General features: G+C 60.6%; 17 protein-coding genes. 10 read left to right on the top strand and 7 right to left on the bottom strand.

All coding sequences use genetic code 11. The annotated features are described in order from the left end of the window. Nucleotides 1–45: 45 nt before the first annotated feature. The gene (locus M5G20_RS02855; protein WP_273917795.1) at nucleotides 46–414 is read right to left on the bottom strand and encodes a DUF427 domain-containing protein; all 369 of its coding nucleotides are present in this window, start codon (nucleotides 412–414) and stop codon (nucleotides 46–48) included. A gap of 253 nt (nucleotides 415–667) precedes the next feature. Here M5G20_RS02855 and M5G20_RS02850 point away from each other — a divergent pair, with 253 nt between their 5' ends. The 3 genes from M5G20_RS02850 (at nucleotide 668) to M5G20_RS02840 (ending at nucleotide 4,006) form a co-directional block, all read left to right on the top strand. Continuing rightward, nucleotides 668–2,617 carry a DNA topoisomerase III gene (locus M5G20_RS02850; RefSeq protein ID WP_273917794.1) on the top strand — a complete coding sequence of 650 codons (1,950 nt, stop codon included), beginning with the start codon at nucleotides 668–670 and terminating at the stop codon, nucleotides 2,615–2,617. A gap of 43 nt (nucleotides 2,618–2,660) precedes the next feature. Next, on the top strand, nucleotides 2,661–3,164 hold the full coding sequence (locus M5G20_RS02845; RefSeq protein ID WP_273917793.1) for a GNAT family N-acetyltransferase: 504 nt from the start codon (nucleotides 2,661–2,663) through the stop codon (nucleotides 3,162–3,164). A gap of 512 nt (nucleotides 3,165–3,676) precedes the next feature. Next, nucleotides 3,677–4,006, top strand: a complete 330-nt coding sequence (locus M5G20_RS02840; RefSeq protein ID WP_150732693.1) for a hypothetical protein — start codon at nucleotides 3,677–3,679, stop codon at nucleotides 4,004–4,006. Nucleotides 4,007–4,089: 83 nt separating this feature from the next. Here M5G20_RS02840 and M5G20_RS02835 read toward each other — a convergent pair whose 3' ends face one another. Next, on the bottom strand, nucleotides 4,090–5,592 hold the full coding sequence (locus tag M5G20_RS02835) for an aldehyde dehydrogenase family protein (protein WP_273917792.1): 1,503 nt from the start codon (nucleotides 5,590–5,592) through the stop codon (nucleotides 4,090–4,092). 373 nt (nucleotides 5,593–5,965) lie between these two features. Here M5G20_RS02835 and M5G20_RS02830 point away from each other — a divergent pair, with 373 nt between their 5' ends. Then, complete coding sequence (locus tag M5G20_RS02830; protein WP_212624774.1) at nucleotides 5,966–6,481, top strand: HvfX family Cu-binding RiPP maturation protein; 516 nt, start codon at nucleotides 5,966–5,968, stop codon at nucleotides 6,479–6,481. A 50-nt stretch (nucleotides 6,482–6,531) separates the two neighbouring features. Here the strand turns inward: M5G20_RS02830 and M5G20_RS02825 are convergent, their stop codons facing one another. The 5 genes from M5G20_RS02825 to M5G20_RS02805 form a co-directional block, all read right to left on the bottom strand. Further along, nucleotides 6,532–8,070, bottom strand: a complete 1,539-nt coding sequence (locus tag M5G20_RS02825; protein WP_273917791.1) for an ArnT family glycosyltransferase — start codon at nucleotides 8,068–8,070, stop codon at nucleotides 6,532–6,534. A gap of 3 nt (nucleotides 8,071–8,073) precedes the next feature. Further along, nucleotides 8,074–8,352 (bottom strand): lipid-A-disaccharide synthase N-terminal domain-containing protein, encoded by a 279-nt coding sequence (locus M5G20_RS02820; protein WP_273917790.1) that lies wholly within the window; start codon nucleotides 8,350–8,352, stop codon nucleotides 8,074–8,076. Beyond that, on the bottom strand, nucleotides 8,349–9,089 hold the full coding sequence (locus tag M5G20_RS02815) for a glycosyltransferase family 2 protein (protein WP_273917789.1): 741 nt from the start codon (nucleotides 9,087–9,089) through the stop codon (nucleotides 8,349–8,351). Before M5G20_RS02815 ends, M5G20_RS02820 begins: the two co-directional genes overlap by 4 nt. A 46-nt stretch (nucleotides 9,090–9,135) precedes the next feature. Beyond that, a complete protein-coding gene (locus M5G20_RS02810) occupies nucleotides 9,136–10,113 on the bottom strand; it encodes an NAD-dependent epimerase/dehydratase family protein (protein ID WP_273917788.1) in 978 nt (325 codons plus the stop codon). A gap of 167 nt (nucleotides 10,114–10,280) precedes the next feature. Next, a complete protein-coding gene (locus M5G20_RS02805) occupies nucleotides 10,281–10,901 on the bottom strand; it encodes a cell wall hydrolase (RefSeq protein WP_273917787.1) in 621 nt (206 codons plus the stop codon). A gap of 141 nt (nucleotides 10,902–11,042) precedes the next feature. Here M5G20_RS02805 and M5G20_RS02800 point away from each other — a divergent pair, with 141 nt between their 5' ends. The 6 genes from M5G20_RS02800 (at nucleotide 11,043) to M5G20_RS02775 (ending at nucleotide 17,859) form a co-directional block, all read left to right on the top strand. Continuing rightward, complete coding sequence (locus M5G20_RS02800) at nucleotides 11,043–11,894, top strand: CAP domain-containing protein (protein ID WP_273917786.1); 852 nt, start codon at nucleotides 11,043–11,045, stop codon at nucleotides 11,892–11,894. Between the two features lie 128 nt (nucleotides 11,895–12,022). Beyond that, nucleotides 12,023–13,021 carry a GTP 3',8-cyclase MoaA gene (moaA, locus tag M5G20_RS02795; RefSeq protein ID WP_273917785.1) on the top strand — a complete coding sequence of 333 codons (999 nt, stop codon included), beginning with the start codon at nucleotides 12,023–12,025 and terminating at the stop codon, nucleotides 13,019–13,021. 134 nt (nucleotides 13,022–13,155) lie between these two features. Then, on the top strand, nucleotides 13,156–14,502 hold the full coding sequence (gene chrA / locus M5G20_RS02790) for a chromate efflux transporter (RefSeq protein WP_273917784.1): 1,347 nt from the start codon (nucleotides 13,156–13,158) through the stop codon (nucleotides 14,500–14,502). A 320-nt stretch (nucleotides 14,503–14,822) separates the two neighbouring features. Further along, the gene (locus tag M5G20_RS02785) at nucleotides 14,823–16,187 is read left to right on the top strand and encodes a glutamine synthetase family protein (RefSeq protein WP_273917783.1); all 1,365 of its coding nucleotides are present in this window, start codon (nucleotides 14,823–14,825) and stop codon (nucleotides 16,185–16,187) included. A gap of 74 nt (nucleotides 16,188–16,261) precedes the next feature. After that, nucleotides 16,262–17,548 (top strand): NAD(P)/FAD-dependent oxidoreductase, encoded by a 1,287-nt coding sequence (locus M5G20_RS02780; RefSeq protein ID WP_273917782.1) that lies wholly within the window; start codon nucleotides 16,262–16,264, stop codon nucleotides 17,546–17,548. Nucleotides 17,549–17,631: 83 nt separating this feature from the next. Further along, nucleotides 17,632–17,859: a hypothetical protein gene (locus M5G20_RS02775; protein ID WP_273917781.1), complete on the top strand. Its 228-nt coding sequence runs from the start codon at nucleotides 17,632–17,634 to the stop codon at nucleotides 17,857–17,859. Nucleotides 17,860–17,881: the final 22 nt, after the last annotated feature.

The following is a 17,881-nucleotide window of genomic DNA, read 5'->3' as shown; positions in this document are numbered from 1 at the left end:
ATCGTTCCTGCGGTATGCGCAACGACTCGTCAGCCGGAACGACCCTCACTCGTCGAGTTCAACGACCTCGAATTTCACCTGGTCGGGATAAAACGCCATGTAATTCTGAATCTGCGCCACCGACACCTTGGGATGTTCATAACTCCACACCGCGTTCGCACCTTCATGCCCTGGAATTTGCAAACTGAAGTAGCTGGCATCCCCCTTGTATGGGCAATAACTGGTGTGATCGGTGCGGGCGTAATACTTCTCGTCGATGTCCTCGCGGGGCACGTAGTACACCGGCGGATAATTGGCCTCAAGCAACACCAGCGCGCGGGAGGACGCCGCGACCTGGATCCCGTGAAACTTCACCAGCAGGCAACCGGGCTGCTCGGCGATGGTGATGACAGGGCTGGGACCTGAGCTCTTCATGGAAATCTTCCTCATGACGGTGATGGAATGGTGGGAGCCCCACCTGCTTGCTCCCGCAGGGCTGCGAAGCGGCCCCCCGATAATCGTGTGTGTGATCAGTCAGGTATAAACCATCTTTCGCAATCACGACTGCTTCACAGCCGAATGGGTGTCAGAAACACCAAGCTGTACATCCATACAGATAATGATTGCTCCGGCGCGCCTCACCCGCCATTCTGTGCACCTCCCCGGACACTGATCGACGATGGTGGTTATGCGGCTGTACCTCTGTGAAAAACCTTCCCAGGCCAAAGACATCGCGGCCGTGCTCGGCGCCAGACGCCGTGGCGACGGCTGCTGGCTGGGCACGGACGTCACGGTCACCTGGTGCATCGGCCATCTGCTGGAAACCGCACCGCCGGATGCCTATGACGCGCGCTACAAGCGCTGGGTGCTGGCCGACCTGCCGATCATTCCGGACAAATGGAAGATGACCGTCAAACCGCGCACGGCGAGCCAGTACAAGGCGGTCAAACGCCTGCTCGGCGAAGCCTCGGAACTGATCATCGCCACCGACGCCGACCGTGAGGGCGAGATGATCGCCCGGGAACTGGTGGAACATTGTCGGTATCGCGGCCCGATCCGCCGCTTGTGGCTGTCGGCGCTGGACGACGCCTCGATCCGCAAGGCCCTCGCGGCGCTCAAGCCTGGCGCCGAAACCTTCAGCCTCTACCATTCCGCGCTGGGACGCAGCCGGGCCGACTGGTTGATCGGGATGAACATGAGCCGGCTGTTCACCCTGCTTGGCCGCCAGTCCGGGTATCAGGGCGTGTTGCCGGTGGGCCGGGTGCAAACCCCGACCCTGCGCCTGGTAGTGGATCGCGATCGCAGCATTGCCGACTTCGTCCCGGTGGCCTACTGGGCCATCGATGTGCAATTGCTGCATGACGGCACTGCCTTTACCGCGCAATGGCGCGCGGCGTCCGAGGTTTGCGACGATCAGGATCGCTGCTTGAATCAGGCCCTGGCCCGGCAGGCAGCCGCCGCCATGATGGGCGCAGCAAGTGCCAGGGTCATCAAGCTGCGCACCGAGCGCATGCGTGAAGTCGCGCCACTGCCGTTCGATCTGGGCACGTTGCAGGAAGTCTGCTCGAAGAAGCTCGGGCTCGGCGCCCAGGAAACCCTCGACATCGCCCAGGCGCTCTATGAAACCCACAAGGTGATCACCTACCCGCGCAGTGACTGCGGCTATTTGCCCGTCAGCCAGCACAGCGAGGCTCCGGCCATTCTCGCCGCGCTCGGGCAAACCGATCCGGCACTGGATGCCTTGCGCGATCATCTGGAGCCCCATCGGCGTTCACGGGCCTGGAACGATGCCAAGGTCAGCGCGCACCACGGCATCATCCCCACCGCGGCGGCGAAAAACCGCGAACGCCTGACCGGCAAGCACCGCGCGGTCTATACGCTGATCCGGGCACGCTATCTCGCGCAGTTTCTACCCAACCACGAATACGACCGTACCCAGGCCGATTTCGACTGCGCCGGTGAAGCCTTGCGCGCAGTTGGCAAACAGATCGTCGAACCCGGCTGGAAGCGCGCCTTGCCCGAGGCCCTCGCCGCTGCCAAGGGTCGAGAAGCCCCGGCGCCACAAACCTTGCCCAACCTGCGCGAAGGCATCGATTGCGCCGTGGCCAACGTGCAGCTCAAGGACCTCTGGACCCAGCCACCCAAACCGTTCACCGAGGGCGACCTGATCAAGGCGATGAAAAACGTCGCCAAACTGGTGGAAGATCCGTTGCTCAAGCAAAAACTCAAGGACACCACCGGCATCGGCACCGAGGCGACCCGCGCGTCGATCATCCAGGGCTTGCTCGACCGTGGTTATCTGATCAAGAACGGTAAGGCACTTTCTGCCACGCCAGCCGCTTTCAGTTTGATCGATGCGGTCCCGCGCGCCATTGCCGATCCGGGCACCACGGCCATCTGGGAGCAGGCGCTGGACATGGTGCAGAGCGGTGAAATGAGCCTCGAAGAGTTCGTCACCAAACAGGCGGCGTGGATGAGCAAGCAGGTCAGCCGATGTGCCGGCATGAGCCTGACCATCAGTGGCCCGGCGAGCCCTGCCGGACGCGCTGCTACGCCATGGAAAAGCAAACGCAAATCCACCAAGCGCAAAGCGGCGGCAGGCAGCAAACGCCCGGCAAAACCGGCGAGCAAGGCTTGAACCGTTGCCTATCGATAACGCAACACTTGCAGGAGCCCTCGCCATGCCCTCGACAGCGCTGCACGCCGCCCATCGCGACGAACTCGAAACCATTGAAAACCTGATGCAGTTCTACACCTACGACTTCAGCGAATGGTTACCGCTGACCCTGGGCGAATCCGGCTTTTTCCCGCTCCGGCCCCTGCCGGACTATTGGGACAAACCCGCGACCCGGCCGTTTTTGATCCGGGTCGACGGCGAACTGGCCGGTTTCGTGACCGTGGATGGCGACACTCACCTGCCCGGCGCCCAATTCAACATCGGCTATTTGTTCGTCAGTCGACGCTTTCGTGGCCAGGGTGTCGCGAAGTTTGTCGTTTCCACCCTCTTGAGCCGGTTTCCCGGTCAATGGCAAATTTTCCACATCGAGGCGAACCCGCCTGCGCGGCAGTTCTGGGCCGCCGTGATGCCCGATATCAGCGCAGGTCGATTCACTCGGCATTCCCTCATGGCAGAAGGTTACCCCTGCACCTTTTACCGCTTCGAGGCTCCCTCGCCGTCAACCTGACCGGCGCTTTTTCTAATTCCCCACAGCTTTGTCCGACAATATGTAGTGCTTGAAAATAATCACTACAAAACCGTTGACGAGCACGATTTGCCCTAGCATGATGCAGACGTCTCCCCGATCGGGAGTACACGCAACACGCTTGAGCAAGCTCGTCTGACCGCCGAGCTGTTTTTTCCGGATACACGCTGCCCACAAGGCAGATTGAAGAAGCTGACCTGGCCTGAACGTCCAGTACAAGGACGAGAAGCGCTGGCGATCCATCCTCATGAAGCTTGTGGCCGACCCTGAAAACGTCGGCAGGGGCCAAAGGTAATCGCTGCTTCTCTTCGTTGTGACGCTATTGCGTAGCAGTTATTCAACACGACTACATGCAACAGACGCGGGACCTCGTCGCTTATGACGGACGACTGCTGACGTCCTGGTTTCGGTGCCAGGGATCAACTAACCGATGGGCTACTTGTATTAGCGAATCAACTTTGAAAGATCACCAAATGGTCAAGGGGGCTTTAATCATGAATCTGAACAATCAACCTACTATCGAAGAACTGGCTCGTATGTTCGCTGCGCAAAAAGACAGCCACGACAGCCATATCCTGTGGATCAGCAAATCGGGTCAGGTTCACATTGACTGCCTGTCGCCACATGCCCATGAAGCGGAGTTTGACCAGAACAACCAGAACCTGCTCGCCCGACTGAAGATGTACCGTCGCGGCCAGGGCTATGTCGGCAAGAAAGCCGCGGCCGACAAGGACTTCATCGGCAATGTTCTGCAAACGCTGAAACAGGCTTGGGACTCGATGCAGAACAAGAACGAAGTTCGGGTGATTGATCGGTTCTACTAATTGAAATGAGTCATTGCTGACTTATCAATAAAAAGGGCCTGCTCCTGATAAGAGCAGGCCCTTTTTTTGTCCAGCAGGATCACTCAGCGTTTGACGCCCAGATCGACCTGGGTCATGCGGCTGCGAATGGTGAACACGCCATCGCCAGAAAGAATCGCACTGCGCGCAAACAGGCGCCCGCTCTCCCAGTTCGACAAACCCAGTTCCGGCTTATTGAGCGCGTACTGGCCATCGACCCAACGGGTGATGCCGTTGCCAACGAAAGGCGCGTTGACGGCGTTATAAAAACGCGCCTGCGTCGCCGCGTCTTCGCTGATCAGCGATACGGTGAACTGCGGGCTGTAGCGATTGAACAAGGCGATGGCGCTGTCCAGGTCGTCGACGATTTTCAGGCTGACTTCCGGGGTTTCTTCCCATTCCCACTCGCGGCCCAGTTGAGCCTCGGGCAGCGGTTCGGCCAGTGCTTCGGTCTGGTAGCCTTCGGCGCGATAGACCTCGACGGTTGCATTCAGCCAATCCGCCGGAAGGAATGCTTCGCTGCCTTCTACGATGTGCAACTTGCAGCCTTGGCCCCGGGCCTTGCCAGCTTGCTGCAAGGCATCGAGAAACACCGGCACCAGTTCGGCGGCGCGGTCGCGTTGGATCAGGCACACATTCAGGGTGTTGCAGACTTTGCGGTCGAGGGAATTGCGCACCACGCTGGCGAAGCGGGTGGTATCGGCGGCGGTATCAGCAACGAGCCACGCGCCACCGGTGCCGTGCAGGCTGACAGCGGTGCCGGCCTGTTGCGCGATACTGCCCAACTGGCTGACCGCACGTCCCGAACCCCGGGCCACGGCCAGCGACAGACGCCGGTCGGCGAACATCGCCCAACCGGCTGCGTGATTGACGCTTTCCACCAGCGACACCGCGCCGCTCGGCAACCCGGCATCGGCGAGCGCCGGATTCAGCGCATGGGCAACAATGGCCTGGGCAGTGCCCAACGCATCGCTGCCAATACGCAGTACCGCCGTATTACCGGTGCGCAACACACCAGCGGCATCGGCGAAGACATTCGGCCGGCCTTCGAAAACAAACGCGACGATGCCCAGCGGCGAGACCACTTGCTCGACCTTCCAGCCATCGTGCTCGACGCAGCTGATCACCTTGCCGCGCGTGGCCGAGGCATCACGCCAGGCGCGCAGGCCGGCAATCATGTCGCGGCGCATGCGTTCATCGGCCAGCAAACGCGTGGTCGAACGACCACGGGCCTTGGCCCGCTCGATGTCTGCCTGGTTGGCGGCTTCGATCAAGGCCCAGCATTGCGCAGTTTCGAGGCGTTGGGCGAACAGATCGAAGAAGGTGCTGATCGCCTGATCCGACACCGCTGACATCGCGGCAAACGCGGCTTCAGCACGCTCGATGGCCACGGCAGCGGCCTGCTGGTCAGCCACCGGGATCAGCAACAACTCGCCGCTGACCTGTTCCACCAGCAGGTGGTCTCCGGGCTGGAAGCGTGCCGCCAATTCGGGGCTGACCACAGTGACACGGTTACCAGCGAAAGGGATCGGCGTGCCAGCGACTAGACGTTCGAGCGCAAGAGACATGAAGCGGATTCACCAAGTAATGGGCGGGCAGAAAATGTATAGCAAAAGTCCCCAAGCGTCATCCGCTCCCAAGGCATGCCTCTGCGCAACAGCAGTGCCCCCTGTGTGAGCGAACTTGATCGCGATGAGGCCCGGTCAGTCGAAATCAATGTTGACTGTCAGACCGCTAGCGCGAGCAAGCTCGCTCCGACGGGGGTATGCGGTGCTTTGAAATTGCTACGTATCAAAGTGTGTACAGCCCCGCCCCTGACACAACAGGCCTTCAATTCCCAACTTGCAAGACACATCGCAGATACACCCGCCTGATGAAATTCACTTGTCGCTAACGGGCACACGTCGCCCATCCTCAAAGACTTGAAAGAGACTACCGTCCATGAGCACTTCGATTTCGTCGGCCGTCAAAGGCCTGCACCTGAACCTGGATCGCGCCGGTAACTGGATCGCGCCTTTGACGCTGCGAGTGTTTCTGGCCTGGGAGTTCTTCGAGTCGGGCCTGGAGAAATTCAATGGCGAAAACTGGTTCGCCGACATTCAGGATCGCTTCCTGTTTCCGTTCAACCACCTGCCGGCGACGCTGAACTGGGAACTGTCGATGTGGGTGGAATTGATCTGCGCCCTCGCCCTGTTGGTGGGGCTGGCCACACGGTTTTCAGCGATCAGCCTGATTGTGGTCACCATCGTCGCAACTGCCGCCGTGCACTGGCCCGCGGACTGGTCGAGCCTGAGCGAACTGGCACAGGGTTACTCGATCACCAACAAAGGCTACGGCAACTTCAAATTGCCGCTGATCTACCTCGCCGCGCTGGTGCCGTTGCTGCTCTCGGGGCCGGGCAAGTTCAGTCTCGATGCGTTGCTGGCGCGGTTCTTCTGGCGTCGCAGTCATAGCTGATACCCACTGGCCAGACAAAAGGGGACTTGCACGAAGTCCCCTTTTTTACTTCAGCGATTGGTCACCTGCTCGGGCTCCGTTGCGCGCCACGAGAACCGATACACCGTCGATGTCGCATCCAAACCGCACTGCCCATTATCCGCAGCCACCCCGACAATCGCCCACCGCGCCCGGGAGTTCTCCCCCAACTCGTGCGACGCCTCGGGCTTGAAGCAGCGGCTCAGCACGTTATCCGGCACCAATGCGTAGTCATCGGGATGCTCACGCAACCATTGCGCCGCCCGCTCAACCGTGGAATCAAGCATGCCGAAATGCACGATCGGCTGGCGGGCGAACAGCCATTGCCCTTCGCTCCAGTTGACCAGCACCAGGTCGGCGCCATGGGTCAGGGTGTTGGCCTGCGCCATGATCGTTTCATTAGGGTTGGTACCGTCCCTGATCGGTTCAACAAAGCCCCGAGCGAACCACAGAGCAAACCAGGTCGCGACCAGCGCCGGGAATACTTTTCGAAAGCGAGGGCGCTGACGGAACCAGCGTTGCAGCAGCCACGGCACCAGTGGCGCGGCCACCAGCACCAGGCCCGGGAGTGCGGGGTAGATGTACAACTTGCGCTTGCCACTGCTGATGCAGAAAAACAGCACGACCAAAGCCACCCAGCCCAGCAGCACCAAAGCCCGACCGTCACGCTTTTGCAACTGACGCCGCCAGGCGGGCACCAGCCACGGCAACACCAGCACCAGCGGCAGCCAATACTGTGGAATGACGTTGGTGAAGAAATACCAGAACGGTTCGCGGTGGTGCCAGGCGGCGGCATAGCGCCCTGCGGTCTGGCGCAGGAGGATTTCTCGCGCATAAGCGATTTCATCAGCGCTGCCATTGAACGCGATGGATAAGGCCAGGGGCAGCAGCCAGATGGCAATGGCCGCCAGCATGATCACCCATCCGAGCAGCCACTTGCGCGCTTCGCCCGGCATCGCCACCACGCCTGGCCAGCCTGTGCGAACCGCATAGGCATACGGGATCAACATCAGCGCCGGAAGAAATCCGACGCCTTTGGTGATCACGCCGATCCCCATCGCCGCGCATCCCACATAGAACCAGCGCCAGGCCGGCCCTAGCAGTAAATGTCGCGCCAGCCCGTACAGGCCAAGGGTCGTGAACAGAATCAGGAAGCTGTCGATCTGCCCGGTGCGTAAAATGCTGTAGGTCTGGTAAGTCGCCAGGTACAGCAACGCGGCGATGCGTCCGATGCGCTGGGTCCACAAGCGACGGCCAAGGTCGTAAACCATTGCCGTTACCGTCACCGCCGAAAACAGCCCCGGAATATACAGCGCGAGATTGGGTTTGCCGGTCAGCCAGACGAAGAACGCCACCGTCCACATGAAAATCGGCGGTTTGTCGCCGTAGATTTCCCCAGCCCGGTGCGGGATCAGCCATGAGCCGTTGTCCAGCATCTCCAGCGCCACGCCGAGGAAGCGCTCCTCATCGACGTTCTGCGCCTGACGCAGCCCCAGGCCCGCACCGATCAATAACAAGGCAAAGAGCATCAGGCCCAGGCACTCGACCCGGGGCGACAGGGTTCTGTGCATGACTTATTCCTTGAGGTCTTTGCTTTTTTTGATCAATTGCAAATTGCGCAGATAAACGATCGAGCCGAACGCCTGACCGGCGATGAACACCGGGTCCTGGCGATAGATCGCATACGCGAACAACAATGTGCTGCCGACGATGCTCAGGTACCAGAAACCGGTCGGGATCACGCTGCGTTTCTTGTACTCGCTGTACAGCCACTGCAAGACAAAACGACCGGTAAACGCAATCTGGCCGGCGAAGCCGACCATCAACCACAGGGCTTCACGGGTCAGCATCATCCTTCGATCTCCTGCGCATGGGTGTTCAGGCGGGTCCGGCGGATCAGCCACCACACCCCGACAAGGTCGAGAATGCCCACCAGGGCACGGTCGAGGTTGCCGTACTTGGACACCCCGGTCGTCCGTGGCCGGTGGTTGACCGGGTGAACGATCATTCGGCCGTTGTGCCGCTGGATCAGGGCCGGAATGTAGCGATGCATGTGGTCGAAATACGGCAGGCGCAGAAACGCCGTGCGCTCAACCAGCTTCAAACCGCAACCGGTGTCCGGCGTGGCGTCCTTGAGCAAACGGCTGCGCAAGCCGTTGGCGAAGCGCGACGCCCAGCGTTTGCTGGCGGTGTCGCGACGATTGACCCGGTGCCCGGCCACCAACTGCACGTCGCCCCTGCCCGGCTCGCCGCGCACCAGCGCCAGCATGCCGGGGATGTCCGCCGGGTCGTTTTGCCCGTCCCCGTCGAGGGTCGCCAGCCACTGGCCGCGCGCTTCGCGGGCCGCGTGGTAAAGCGAAGTGCTCTGCCCCAGCGAGCGCTCATGGTGCAGGATGCGCAAGGCCTTCAAGCCGTTGTGCTTGATCTGCCGCAGTTCGTGCAGGGTGGCATCGGTACTGCCATCGTCGACGACGATGATTTCGTAGGCCTCGTCAGCCAGCGCCACGCGGATTTCCTCAAGCAATGGCTTGAGGTTGTTCGCTTCGTTTTTTGCCGGAATCAGCACGGATACAAAAATGTCCTGGCTCATGGAGTCCCCTCGCCTCTTGGTTTAACCGTTATCAGCGGCGAACGATTCATCTCTGATAAAACTGCCGATACCACATCACAAATTCGGCGACGCCCGTGGCCACCGACACCTGCGGCTGGAAGTCGATCCACGCCGTCATTGCCGAAACGTCGGCCCAGGTCTTGACCACATCACCGGCCTGCATCGGCAGGTAATTGCGCTCGGCCGGGCGATCCAGCGCCATTTCCAGACACTCGACGAAATCCAGCAGCGCCACCGGCTGGCCGCGCCCGATGTTGAACAATTGATTGCGGCCCTGGCCCGGTTCGGCGGGCACTGGCGGTCGCGTGCGCAAACGACAGAGGCTTTCGACGATGTCGTCGATGTAGGTGAAGTCGCGGGCCATGTCGCCGTGGTTGTAGACGTCGATAGGCTGCCCCTTGAGCATCGCGTCGGTGAACTTGAACAGGGCCATGTCGGGCCGGCCCCAGGGGCCGTACACCGTAAAGAAGCGCAGGCCGCTGGCCTTCAGGCCGTATAAATGGCAGTAGCTGTGCGCCAGTAATTCATTGGCGCGCTTGCTCGCGGCATACAGCGACACGGGATGCTCGACAGGGTCCTCGACGCTGAACGGCAATTTGCTGTTGCTGCCGTAGACTGAGCTGCTCGACGCGTAGATCAGGTGCGCCGGGCGATGGTGCCGACAGGCTTCCAGCACATTGAGGAAACCCACCAGGTTCGATTGCGCGTAGACATCGGGGTTGTCCAGTGAATAACGCACGCCGGCCTGAGCCGCCAGATGCACCACTTCGCTGAAGCCATGATCGCGAAACAGCGCCATCAACGCAGGCTTGTCGACGATATCCAGTTTGAGGAAGCGAAAGCCCGGCAACGATGCGAGTTCGTTGAGTCGGGCCTGTTTGAGCGTCACGTCGTAGTAGTCGTTGAGGTTGTCGATCCCGACCACCTCATGACCCTCCAGGCACAAGCGCCTGGCCGTGTGAAAGCCGATGAATCCGGCGGCGCCGGTGACGAGAACCGTCACGAGGCACCGATCGGTGCGGTGTTACTGTTCGATAACCACGCCTGTTTCATGTTCTGTTCCACTCATGACGTTTCTAACGCGTTGTTTTGTCATGAAGCTTGTAGAACAGAAATGTTTCAGTTTCGGTGGTCTAGATAAATGGCGAACGGTGTTCCCCTTGAAAGCGACTACTTCGCATCCCCGCCTTGGGGCTTGTAGAACTTGAACAAACCGATGTTCGCCGTGTTGGTGTACTCCTTGGCCCAATTCGGTTTCACCGTACGGTCGTGGAAGTAAAGTGCGCCCTTGGTGCGATCCGGCAATTGCTTGTTCAGCGCCTTGCGCGCGATTTCCTTGGCCATCGCGTAAGGCACTTCCTCCTGAACCGAGTCGGCGCGCCCGTCGCACCACCAGGAAAACTGGCAGTTCCTGGTTTCCGAGCCTTGCTTGACCACACCGCAAACCGTATCGGGAAAACCCTCATGACCGAGGCGGTTCATGACCACGTTGGCCACCGCTTCCATGTCGGCTGCGTCCTTGCCTTTGGCCTCCCAGTAGATCGACCGGGCGAGACAGGTAATGGCGTCGTCCAGCGGCGCCTTGCCCGCCGGGTCCACGGCCTGCACTTCGGGTTGGGTGATGGCTTCAGACTTGGGGACCGGTGCCGGACTGCTGTTGTCGGCAGCCTTCTGCTCCAGTACCTCGGCCTTGTCTTCGGCGACTTTTTGAGTTTGCTGTTGATCGGCGGCGAATGCCGGACCGGCGAGCACTATCAGGGCAAGGCAGTTTGCTATCCGGTTATGGCGCATGGTTGGACAATACTCTGTTGGCAGTTCGCTTGAGTGTAGTAGTGAAATGATTGCACTTGCGCCACAACTTTCGGGAAAATCCGTTGCCTGTGACAAGGTAACTTCGCGCATCATGGGCGCAGTCAGCTCAAGGAGATATCCATGCGTTTCCTACCATCCGCTATGCGTTTTGCCGGTTTGTCAGCGGGCCTGCTGTTGGCCGCCAGCGCCGTGGCGAGCGAAGAGTCGCAGTTGATCGAATCGATCAACGTCTATCGCAGCCAGTTGCAACGCTGCGTCGGTCAGGTCTCATCGGAATTGCCACCGCTGGCGGCCGACCCACGTTTGGCGCTGTCGGCCACCAGTATCGGCAATTTGCAGCAGGCGATGGTGACGGCGGGCTACCCGATGAAGAACGTGCAGGCGATCAGCCTTTCCGGGCCGCGCGATGCGTCATCGGCGATGAAAGCGATTCAGGAAAGTTTTTGCCAGATCGTGCTCGACCCGCAATTTGTCGATGTCGGCGTGAGCCGTCAGGACCGTGAGTGGCGCATTGTCGTGGCGCGTCCACTGTTGAGTGCACGCTTGGGTGACTGGCAGGCCGAAGGCCAGAAGTTACTCACCGAACTCAATGCCGCACGCACCCAGCCGCGCCAGTGCGGCACGCAAGCGTTCAACGCGACCACGCCACTGGCCTGGAACGCTACGCTCGGCGCCGCCGCCGAAGCCCACTCCCGCTCGATGGCCAACAACAATTTCTTCGATCACAAGGATCGCGACGGCCGTACCCCGGGCGACCGCGCAGAGCTGGCTGGCTACAACTTCCAGCAAATCGGCGAAAACATCGCCGCCGGACAAGACAGCGTGCGCAAAGTCGTCGACGGCTGGCTGGCCAGCCCTGGCCACTGCGCCAACCTGATGAACCCGCAGTTCAACGAATTGGGCGCGGCGTATGCCAATGATCCGAAGAGTGATGCAGGGATTTACTGGACGGCGATGTTTGGCGCGCAGTAGATCCCATCATAGATCCGCTCGATCAAGCGGTTACTGATACTGATTGGACGTCCCTGCCCGATGCTCTTAGTCTGCGCACAAGCCGTTAATCGCGGAGTACGCCACACCAGACGCCACGCGGGGATGTCATGTCGGAACGAATTTTGATCGATGGGTTCTCCCGCCGCGTGGACTATCTGCGGATGTCGGTCACTGACCGTTGCGATTTCCGTTGCGTGTATTGCATGGCCGAGGACATGCAGTTTCTGCCGCGCCAACGGGTGCTGACACTGGAAGAGATCTATCAGGTCGCCGAAAGCTTCGTCGCGCTGGGTACCCGCAAGATTCGCCTGACCGGTGGCGAACCGCTGATTCGCAAGGGCGTGGTGCAACTGTGCGAAAAGATCGCCGCCCTGCCCGGCCTGCGTGAATTGTGCATGACCACCAACGGCTCGCAGTTGGCCAAACTGGCCCGGCCGCTGTTCGACGCCGGGGTCAAACGCCTCAACATCAGCCTTGACTGCCTGGACCCGCAACGCTTTCGCGAACTGACCCGCACCGGTGATCTGGCTCAAGTGATCAAGGGCATCGACGCCGCCATCCATGCAGGCTTTCGCCACACCAAACTCAATTGTGTGGTGATGAAGGGCCGCAACGATCACGAGATCAACGATCTGGTGAGTTTTGCCATCGAGCGCAATCTCGACATTTCCTTCATTGAAGAAATGCCGCTGGGCACCATCAGTGAACACAGCCGCGCCGAATCGTTTTTCTCAAGCAGCCAGGTCCGCGATCGGATCGCCGAACGCTACACGTTGATTGAATCCGCCGAGTCGACCCAAGGCCCGTCGCGCTACTGGCGGCTGGCCGAGGCACCGCAGATTCGCCTGGGGTTCATTTCGCCCCACAGCCACAACTTCTGCGGCACCTGCAACCGGGTGCGGCTGACGGTGGAGGGTCGCTTGCTGCTGTGCTTGGGCAATGAGCATTCTGTGGATTTGAAGGCCGTGTTGCGTAGCCATCCAGGGCAGCCCGAACGCCTGGAGAAAGCCATCATCGAAGCGATGAAACTCAAGCCCTATCGACACAGTTTCGAGGTGAACGACGAGGTTCAGGTCGTTCGCTTCATGAACATGACCGGCGGCTGAAACCGACGATCGTGAGACCCAAACCATTGATCTGCTTATCCAGCAAGCGGTTCAGATGAAACATCGACTTTCCAAATCGCTCAAGCATCGCTAGTGTCATCGCCTCCACGCGCATCGACACAAGGAGCTCAGGCTTGAGCGTCTCACCCGAACCGGAACAGTCCCTGCCTCAAGCCATCAGCCTGCGCGAAGCCTTGCGCTTCTGGATCAAGCTCGGCTTCATCAGTTTCGGCGGGCCGGCGGGACAGATTTCGATCATGCATCAGGAGCTGGTCGAGCGCCGACGCTGGATCTCCGAGCGACGCTTTTTGCACGCGCTCAACTACTGCATGTTGCTGCCCGGGCCCGAGGCCCAGCAACTGGCGACCTACATCGGCTGGCTGATGCACCGCACCTGGGGTGGCGTGATCGCAGGTGTGCTATTTGTGCTGCCTTCGCTGTTCATCCTGATCGGCTTGTCCTGGGTGTACATCGCCTTCGGTGAAGTGCCGGTGGTGGCTGGCCTGTTTTACGGGATCAAGCCGGCGGTGACGGCGATCGTGCTGCAAGCCGCCCACAGGATCGGCTCCAGGGCGTTAAAGAACGGCTGGCTGTGGGGCATCGCTGCCGCATCCTTCGTGGCGATCTTTGCGCTGAACGTGCCGTTTCCGCTGATCGTGCTCGGTGCCGCGGTGATCGGCTACTTCGGCGGGCGCCTGGCACCGGAAAAATTCCGCGCCGGCGGCCACAACGCTGCGCAAAAAACCTTCGGCCCGGCACTCATCGACGATGACACTCCGCCCCCTGAGCATGCGCGTTTCAGTGGCTGGAAGGTAATGCGCCTGGCCGTGATCGGTGTGATCCTGTGGACATTGCCCATGGCCACACTGACCGCGTTGTTCGGCTGGGACGGCACGCTCACACAAATGGGCTGGTTCTTCACCAAAGCGGCGCTGCTGACGTTTGGTGGCGCTTACGCGGTGTTGCCGTACGTCTATCAGGGCGCAGTCAGTCATTACGGATGGCTGACGCCGACGCAGATGATCGACGGCCTGGCGCTGGGTGAAACCACGCCCGGGCCGCTGATCATGGTGGTGGCGTTCGTCGGCTTTATCGGGGGCTACGTGCTGCAAGTCTTCGGCCCGGACCAGGCCTTTGTCGCCGGTGCCGTCGCGGCAACGCTGGTGACCTGGTTCACCTTCCTGCCTTCGTTCCTGTTCATCCTCGTCGGCGGGCCGCTGGTGGAATCGACGCACAACGAACTGAAATTCACCGCTCCGTTGACGGCGATCACCGCTGCGGTGGTTGGGGTGATTCTCAACCTGGCATGCTTTTTTGGTTACCACGTGCTTTGGCCCAAAGGCTTCGACAATCCCCTGGACTGGCCCTCGTTGCTGATCGCCATTGCAGCGGCCATTGCCTTGTTCCGCTTCAAGCGGGGCGTGATCGAGGTGTTGCTCGGCTGCGGGTTGATCGGTCTTGGCGTGCACCTGCTGCGTTGAATGAAACATTTACAGGCGTCGCATTCCCCCCTAGTATCCAGACACGCCCGGCTGGCAGGTCCACCTGCCGCCGACGAACTCCAATGCCGGAAACATCCGTTATGAACCGCATTGTCAACCTGCCCATGGCCTTGAGCCGTTCCAAACTCCGTCACTCCGCACGTCCGCCGGATAGCACCCTGCTCGCCTGATCGCGCCCCAAACGCGTAGAGCCCTCTCCTTCGCTAATCCTTTGCCTGCATGCCCCGGATCTTTGTATCCGTCGTCGTGCCGAGGCCCGAATCCGTGCGTCCGCAGGACGCCAACGTGAGTGACGAACAATGAAATTCGCAGCCCTTGAAGACGCCCAGACCTTTCTGGCGAACAACCCTGATATCGACATGATCGAACTGTTCATTCTCGATGCCAACGGCGTGCCGCGCGGCAAACTGTTGCACCGCGAAGAACTGCTGGCGGTGTATGAAAGTGGTCGTCCGCTGCCCAGCACCATCCTCGGCCTGACCTTGCAAGGCGACGACGTCGAGAACTCCGGGCTGGTCTGGGATGTGGGCGACATCGATTGCCGTGCCTACCCCCTCGAAGGCAGTCTGGTGCGGTTGCCGTGGCGGCAGATTCCGACGGCCGCGGTGCAAGTCAGCATGCACCCGCAACAAGGCATGCCGGCGAGCATCGCCGACCCGCGCCACCTGCTGATCAACGTGATCGAGCGTTTGAAGGCCGAGGGTTACTACCCGGTCATGGCGTGCGAGCTGGAGTTCTACTTGCTCGATGCCAAGCGCGATCATCTCGGTCGCCCGCAACCGGCGCTGGATGCTGACGGCGGACGACCGCGACACACTCAGGTATACGGCCTGCGCGAGCTGGAACAGATCGAACCGTTCCTCGCCGACCTCTATTCGGCGTGCAAACTCCACGGCATTCCAGCGCGCACGGCGATTTCCGAATACGCGCCGGGCCAGGTGGAAATCACCCTGGAACACGGCGATGCCTTGCAGGCGATGGACCAGGCAGTACGCTACAAACGTCTGGTCAAAGCCATTGCCCACCAGCACGGCATGCAGGCCACTTTCATGGCCAAACCCTTCGATCATCTGGCGGGCACCGGCATGCACATGCACGTCAGCATTGCCGACGCCGAGGGCCACAACCTGTTTGCCTCCGAGGACCCGGCGGGCACACCGCTGCTGCGCACGGCCATTGGCGGCATGCTCGCTTCCTTGCTCGATTCGCTGTTGCTGTTCTGCCCTAACGCCAACTCCTACCGGCGTTTCCAGGCCAACAGCTACGCGCCGCTGGCGCCGACCTGGGGTGTCGACAACCGCACCGTGAGCCTGCGCGTACCGGGTGGCCCGGCCAACAGTCGGCACATTGAACACCGCATCTGCGGCGCCGACGCCAACCCGTACCTGGCGGCAGCGGCGATCCTCGCCGGCATTCATCGCGGCATCAGCGAAAACCTTGATCCGGGCGAACCGGTAGAAGGCAACGGCTACGCACAGGCCACGCAAGTGCTGCCCACCGACTGGCTGACGTCGCTGACGGCACTGGAAAACTCGTCGTGGGCGCGGGATGCGTTGGGGCAGGAATTTCTTGGGGTGTATCTGGCAGTCAAACGTGCCGAGTATCGGCAGTTCATGGCGCAAGTGGGTGAGCAGGATTGGCGTTGGTACTTGACTGAGGCGTAACCCGTCGGTCCCCCAATCCCTGTGGGAGCAAGCCTGCTCGCTCCCACAGGTAAATCTCTTACCTGGACAAAACCATGACTCAACAACGCTGCAATTCCTACTACACCGCCACCCTCAACCAGGACACCGATTACCCGACCCTGCAAGGCCAGCACCGGGTCGACGTGGTGATCATCGGCGGCGGTTTTACCGGCGTCGCCACGGCAGTCGAGCTCGCGGAAAAAGGCCTGAAAGTCGCCATCGTCGAAAGCCATAAAATCGGCTGGGGCGCCACCGGGCGCAACGGTGGCCAGGTCACCGGGAGCCTGTCGGGCGATGAAGCAATGCGCAAACAAATGCGCCGCACCCTCGGCGAGGAAGTCGACGACTTCATCTGGCACCTGCGCTGGCGCGGTCACCAGATCATCCAGCAACGCGTCGAAAAATACGGCATCGCCTGCGATCTCAAACACGGCCATCTGCACGCCGCATACAAGCCCGGCCACATGGAGGGCCTGCGCAAGGATTACGACGAAGCCGTAAGGCGTGGCATGGCGGATGAAGTCAGCCTGCTCGACCGCAGCCAGGTACGCGACCTGCTGCAAAGCGACCTCTACCACGGTGCAATCAAGAACACCCGCAACATGCATTTGCACCCGCTCAACCTGTGCATCGGCGAAGCGCGGGCGGCGCACAGCCTGGGCGCACTGATCTTCGAGAACAGCGAAGTGCTGGAAATCATCCATGGCGCTACGCCCGGGGTGCGCACCGCCCACGGTCGCATCGATGCCAATCAAGTGCTGCTGGCCGGTGACGTCTACCACAAACTGGAACCGGGCAAGCTCAAGGGCAAGATTTTCCCGGCCATGGGTGGCATCGTCACCACCGCACCACTGGGGGATCTGGCCAAACAAATCAACCCCGAAGACCTCGCCGTGTACGACTGCCGCTTCGTCCTCGACTACTACCGCCTGACGGCCGACGGTCGCTTGCTGTTCGGCGGTGGCGCCAATTACAGCGGCAAGGATTCACGGGACATCGCCGCCGAATTGCGCCCGTGCATCGAGCAGACTTTCCCGGCACTCAAAGGCGTGGCCATCGATTACCAGTGGAGCTGCGCGATGGGCATTGTGATCAACCGCATTCCGCAACTGGGCAAGCTCTCGGACAACGTCTGGTATTGCCAGGGCTACTCCGGCCACGGCATCGCCACCACCCACATCATGGGTGAAATCATGGGCCGCGCGATCACCGGGCAGCTCGAACACTTCGACACCTTCGCCGCGTGCCAGCACATCCGCGTGCCGATGGGCGACTTGCTGGGCAACCCGATGCTGGCGGCGGGCATGTGGTACTACCAGATGCTCGAGCGATTGCGCTGAGTCGCCTGCCTTACCGGGGCACTTTCAACAGGGATGTTGTCTGTGCCACCTCCCGACTGTGACGGCCGTGATGGAAATATCCAATGGCCACCACGTGCAATCTGCCCAAACCACGCACCCCACACAAACCCTCTCGCCAGGTATCAATTGTTTCGATCTTTCAAATCATGAAGCCGAATTTTTTATTGGGGGATGACCTGTTCAAAATGGCGGCCATCTCCCCCATTCCGGATGAACACTTCATGAATCTGAATTTTGCATTTGCCTGCATGATCGTGGTTTCGTTTACCATCGCGCTGGTACACACCTGACCCCTAACGGACCCGCCCTCCA

It is taken from the genome of Pseudomonas sp. TNT2022 ID1044, assembly GCF_028656895.1.
GTDB classification, from domain to species: domain Bacteria; phylum Pseudomonadota; class Gammaproteobacteria; order Pseudomonadales; family Pseudomonadaceae; genus Aquipseudomonas; species Aquipseudomonas reinekei.
This window is presented reverse-complemented; position numbering and strand designations above follow the sequence as displayed.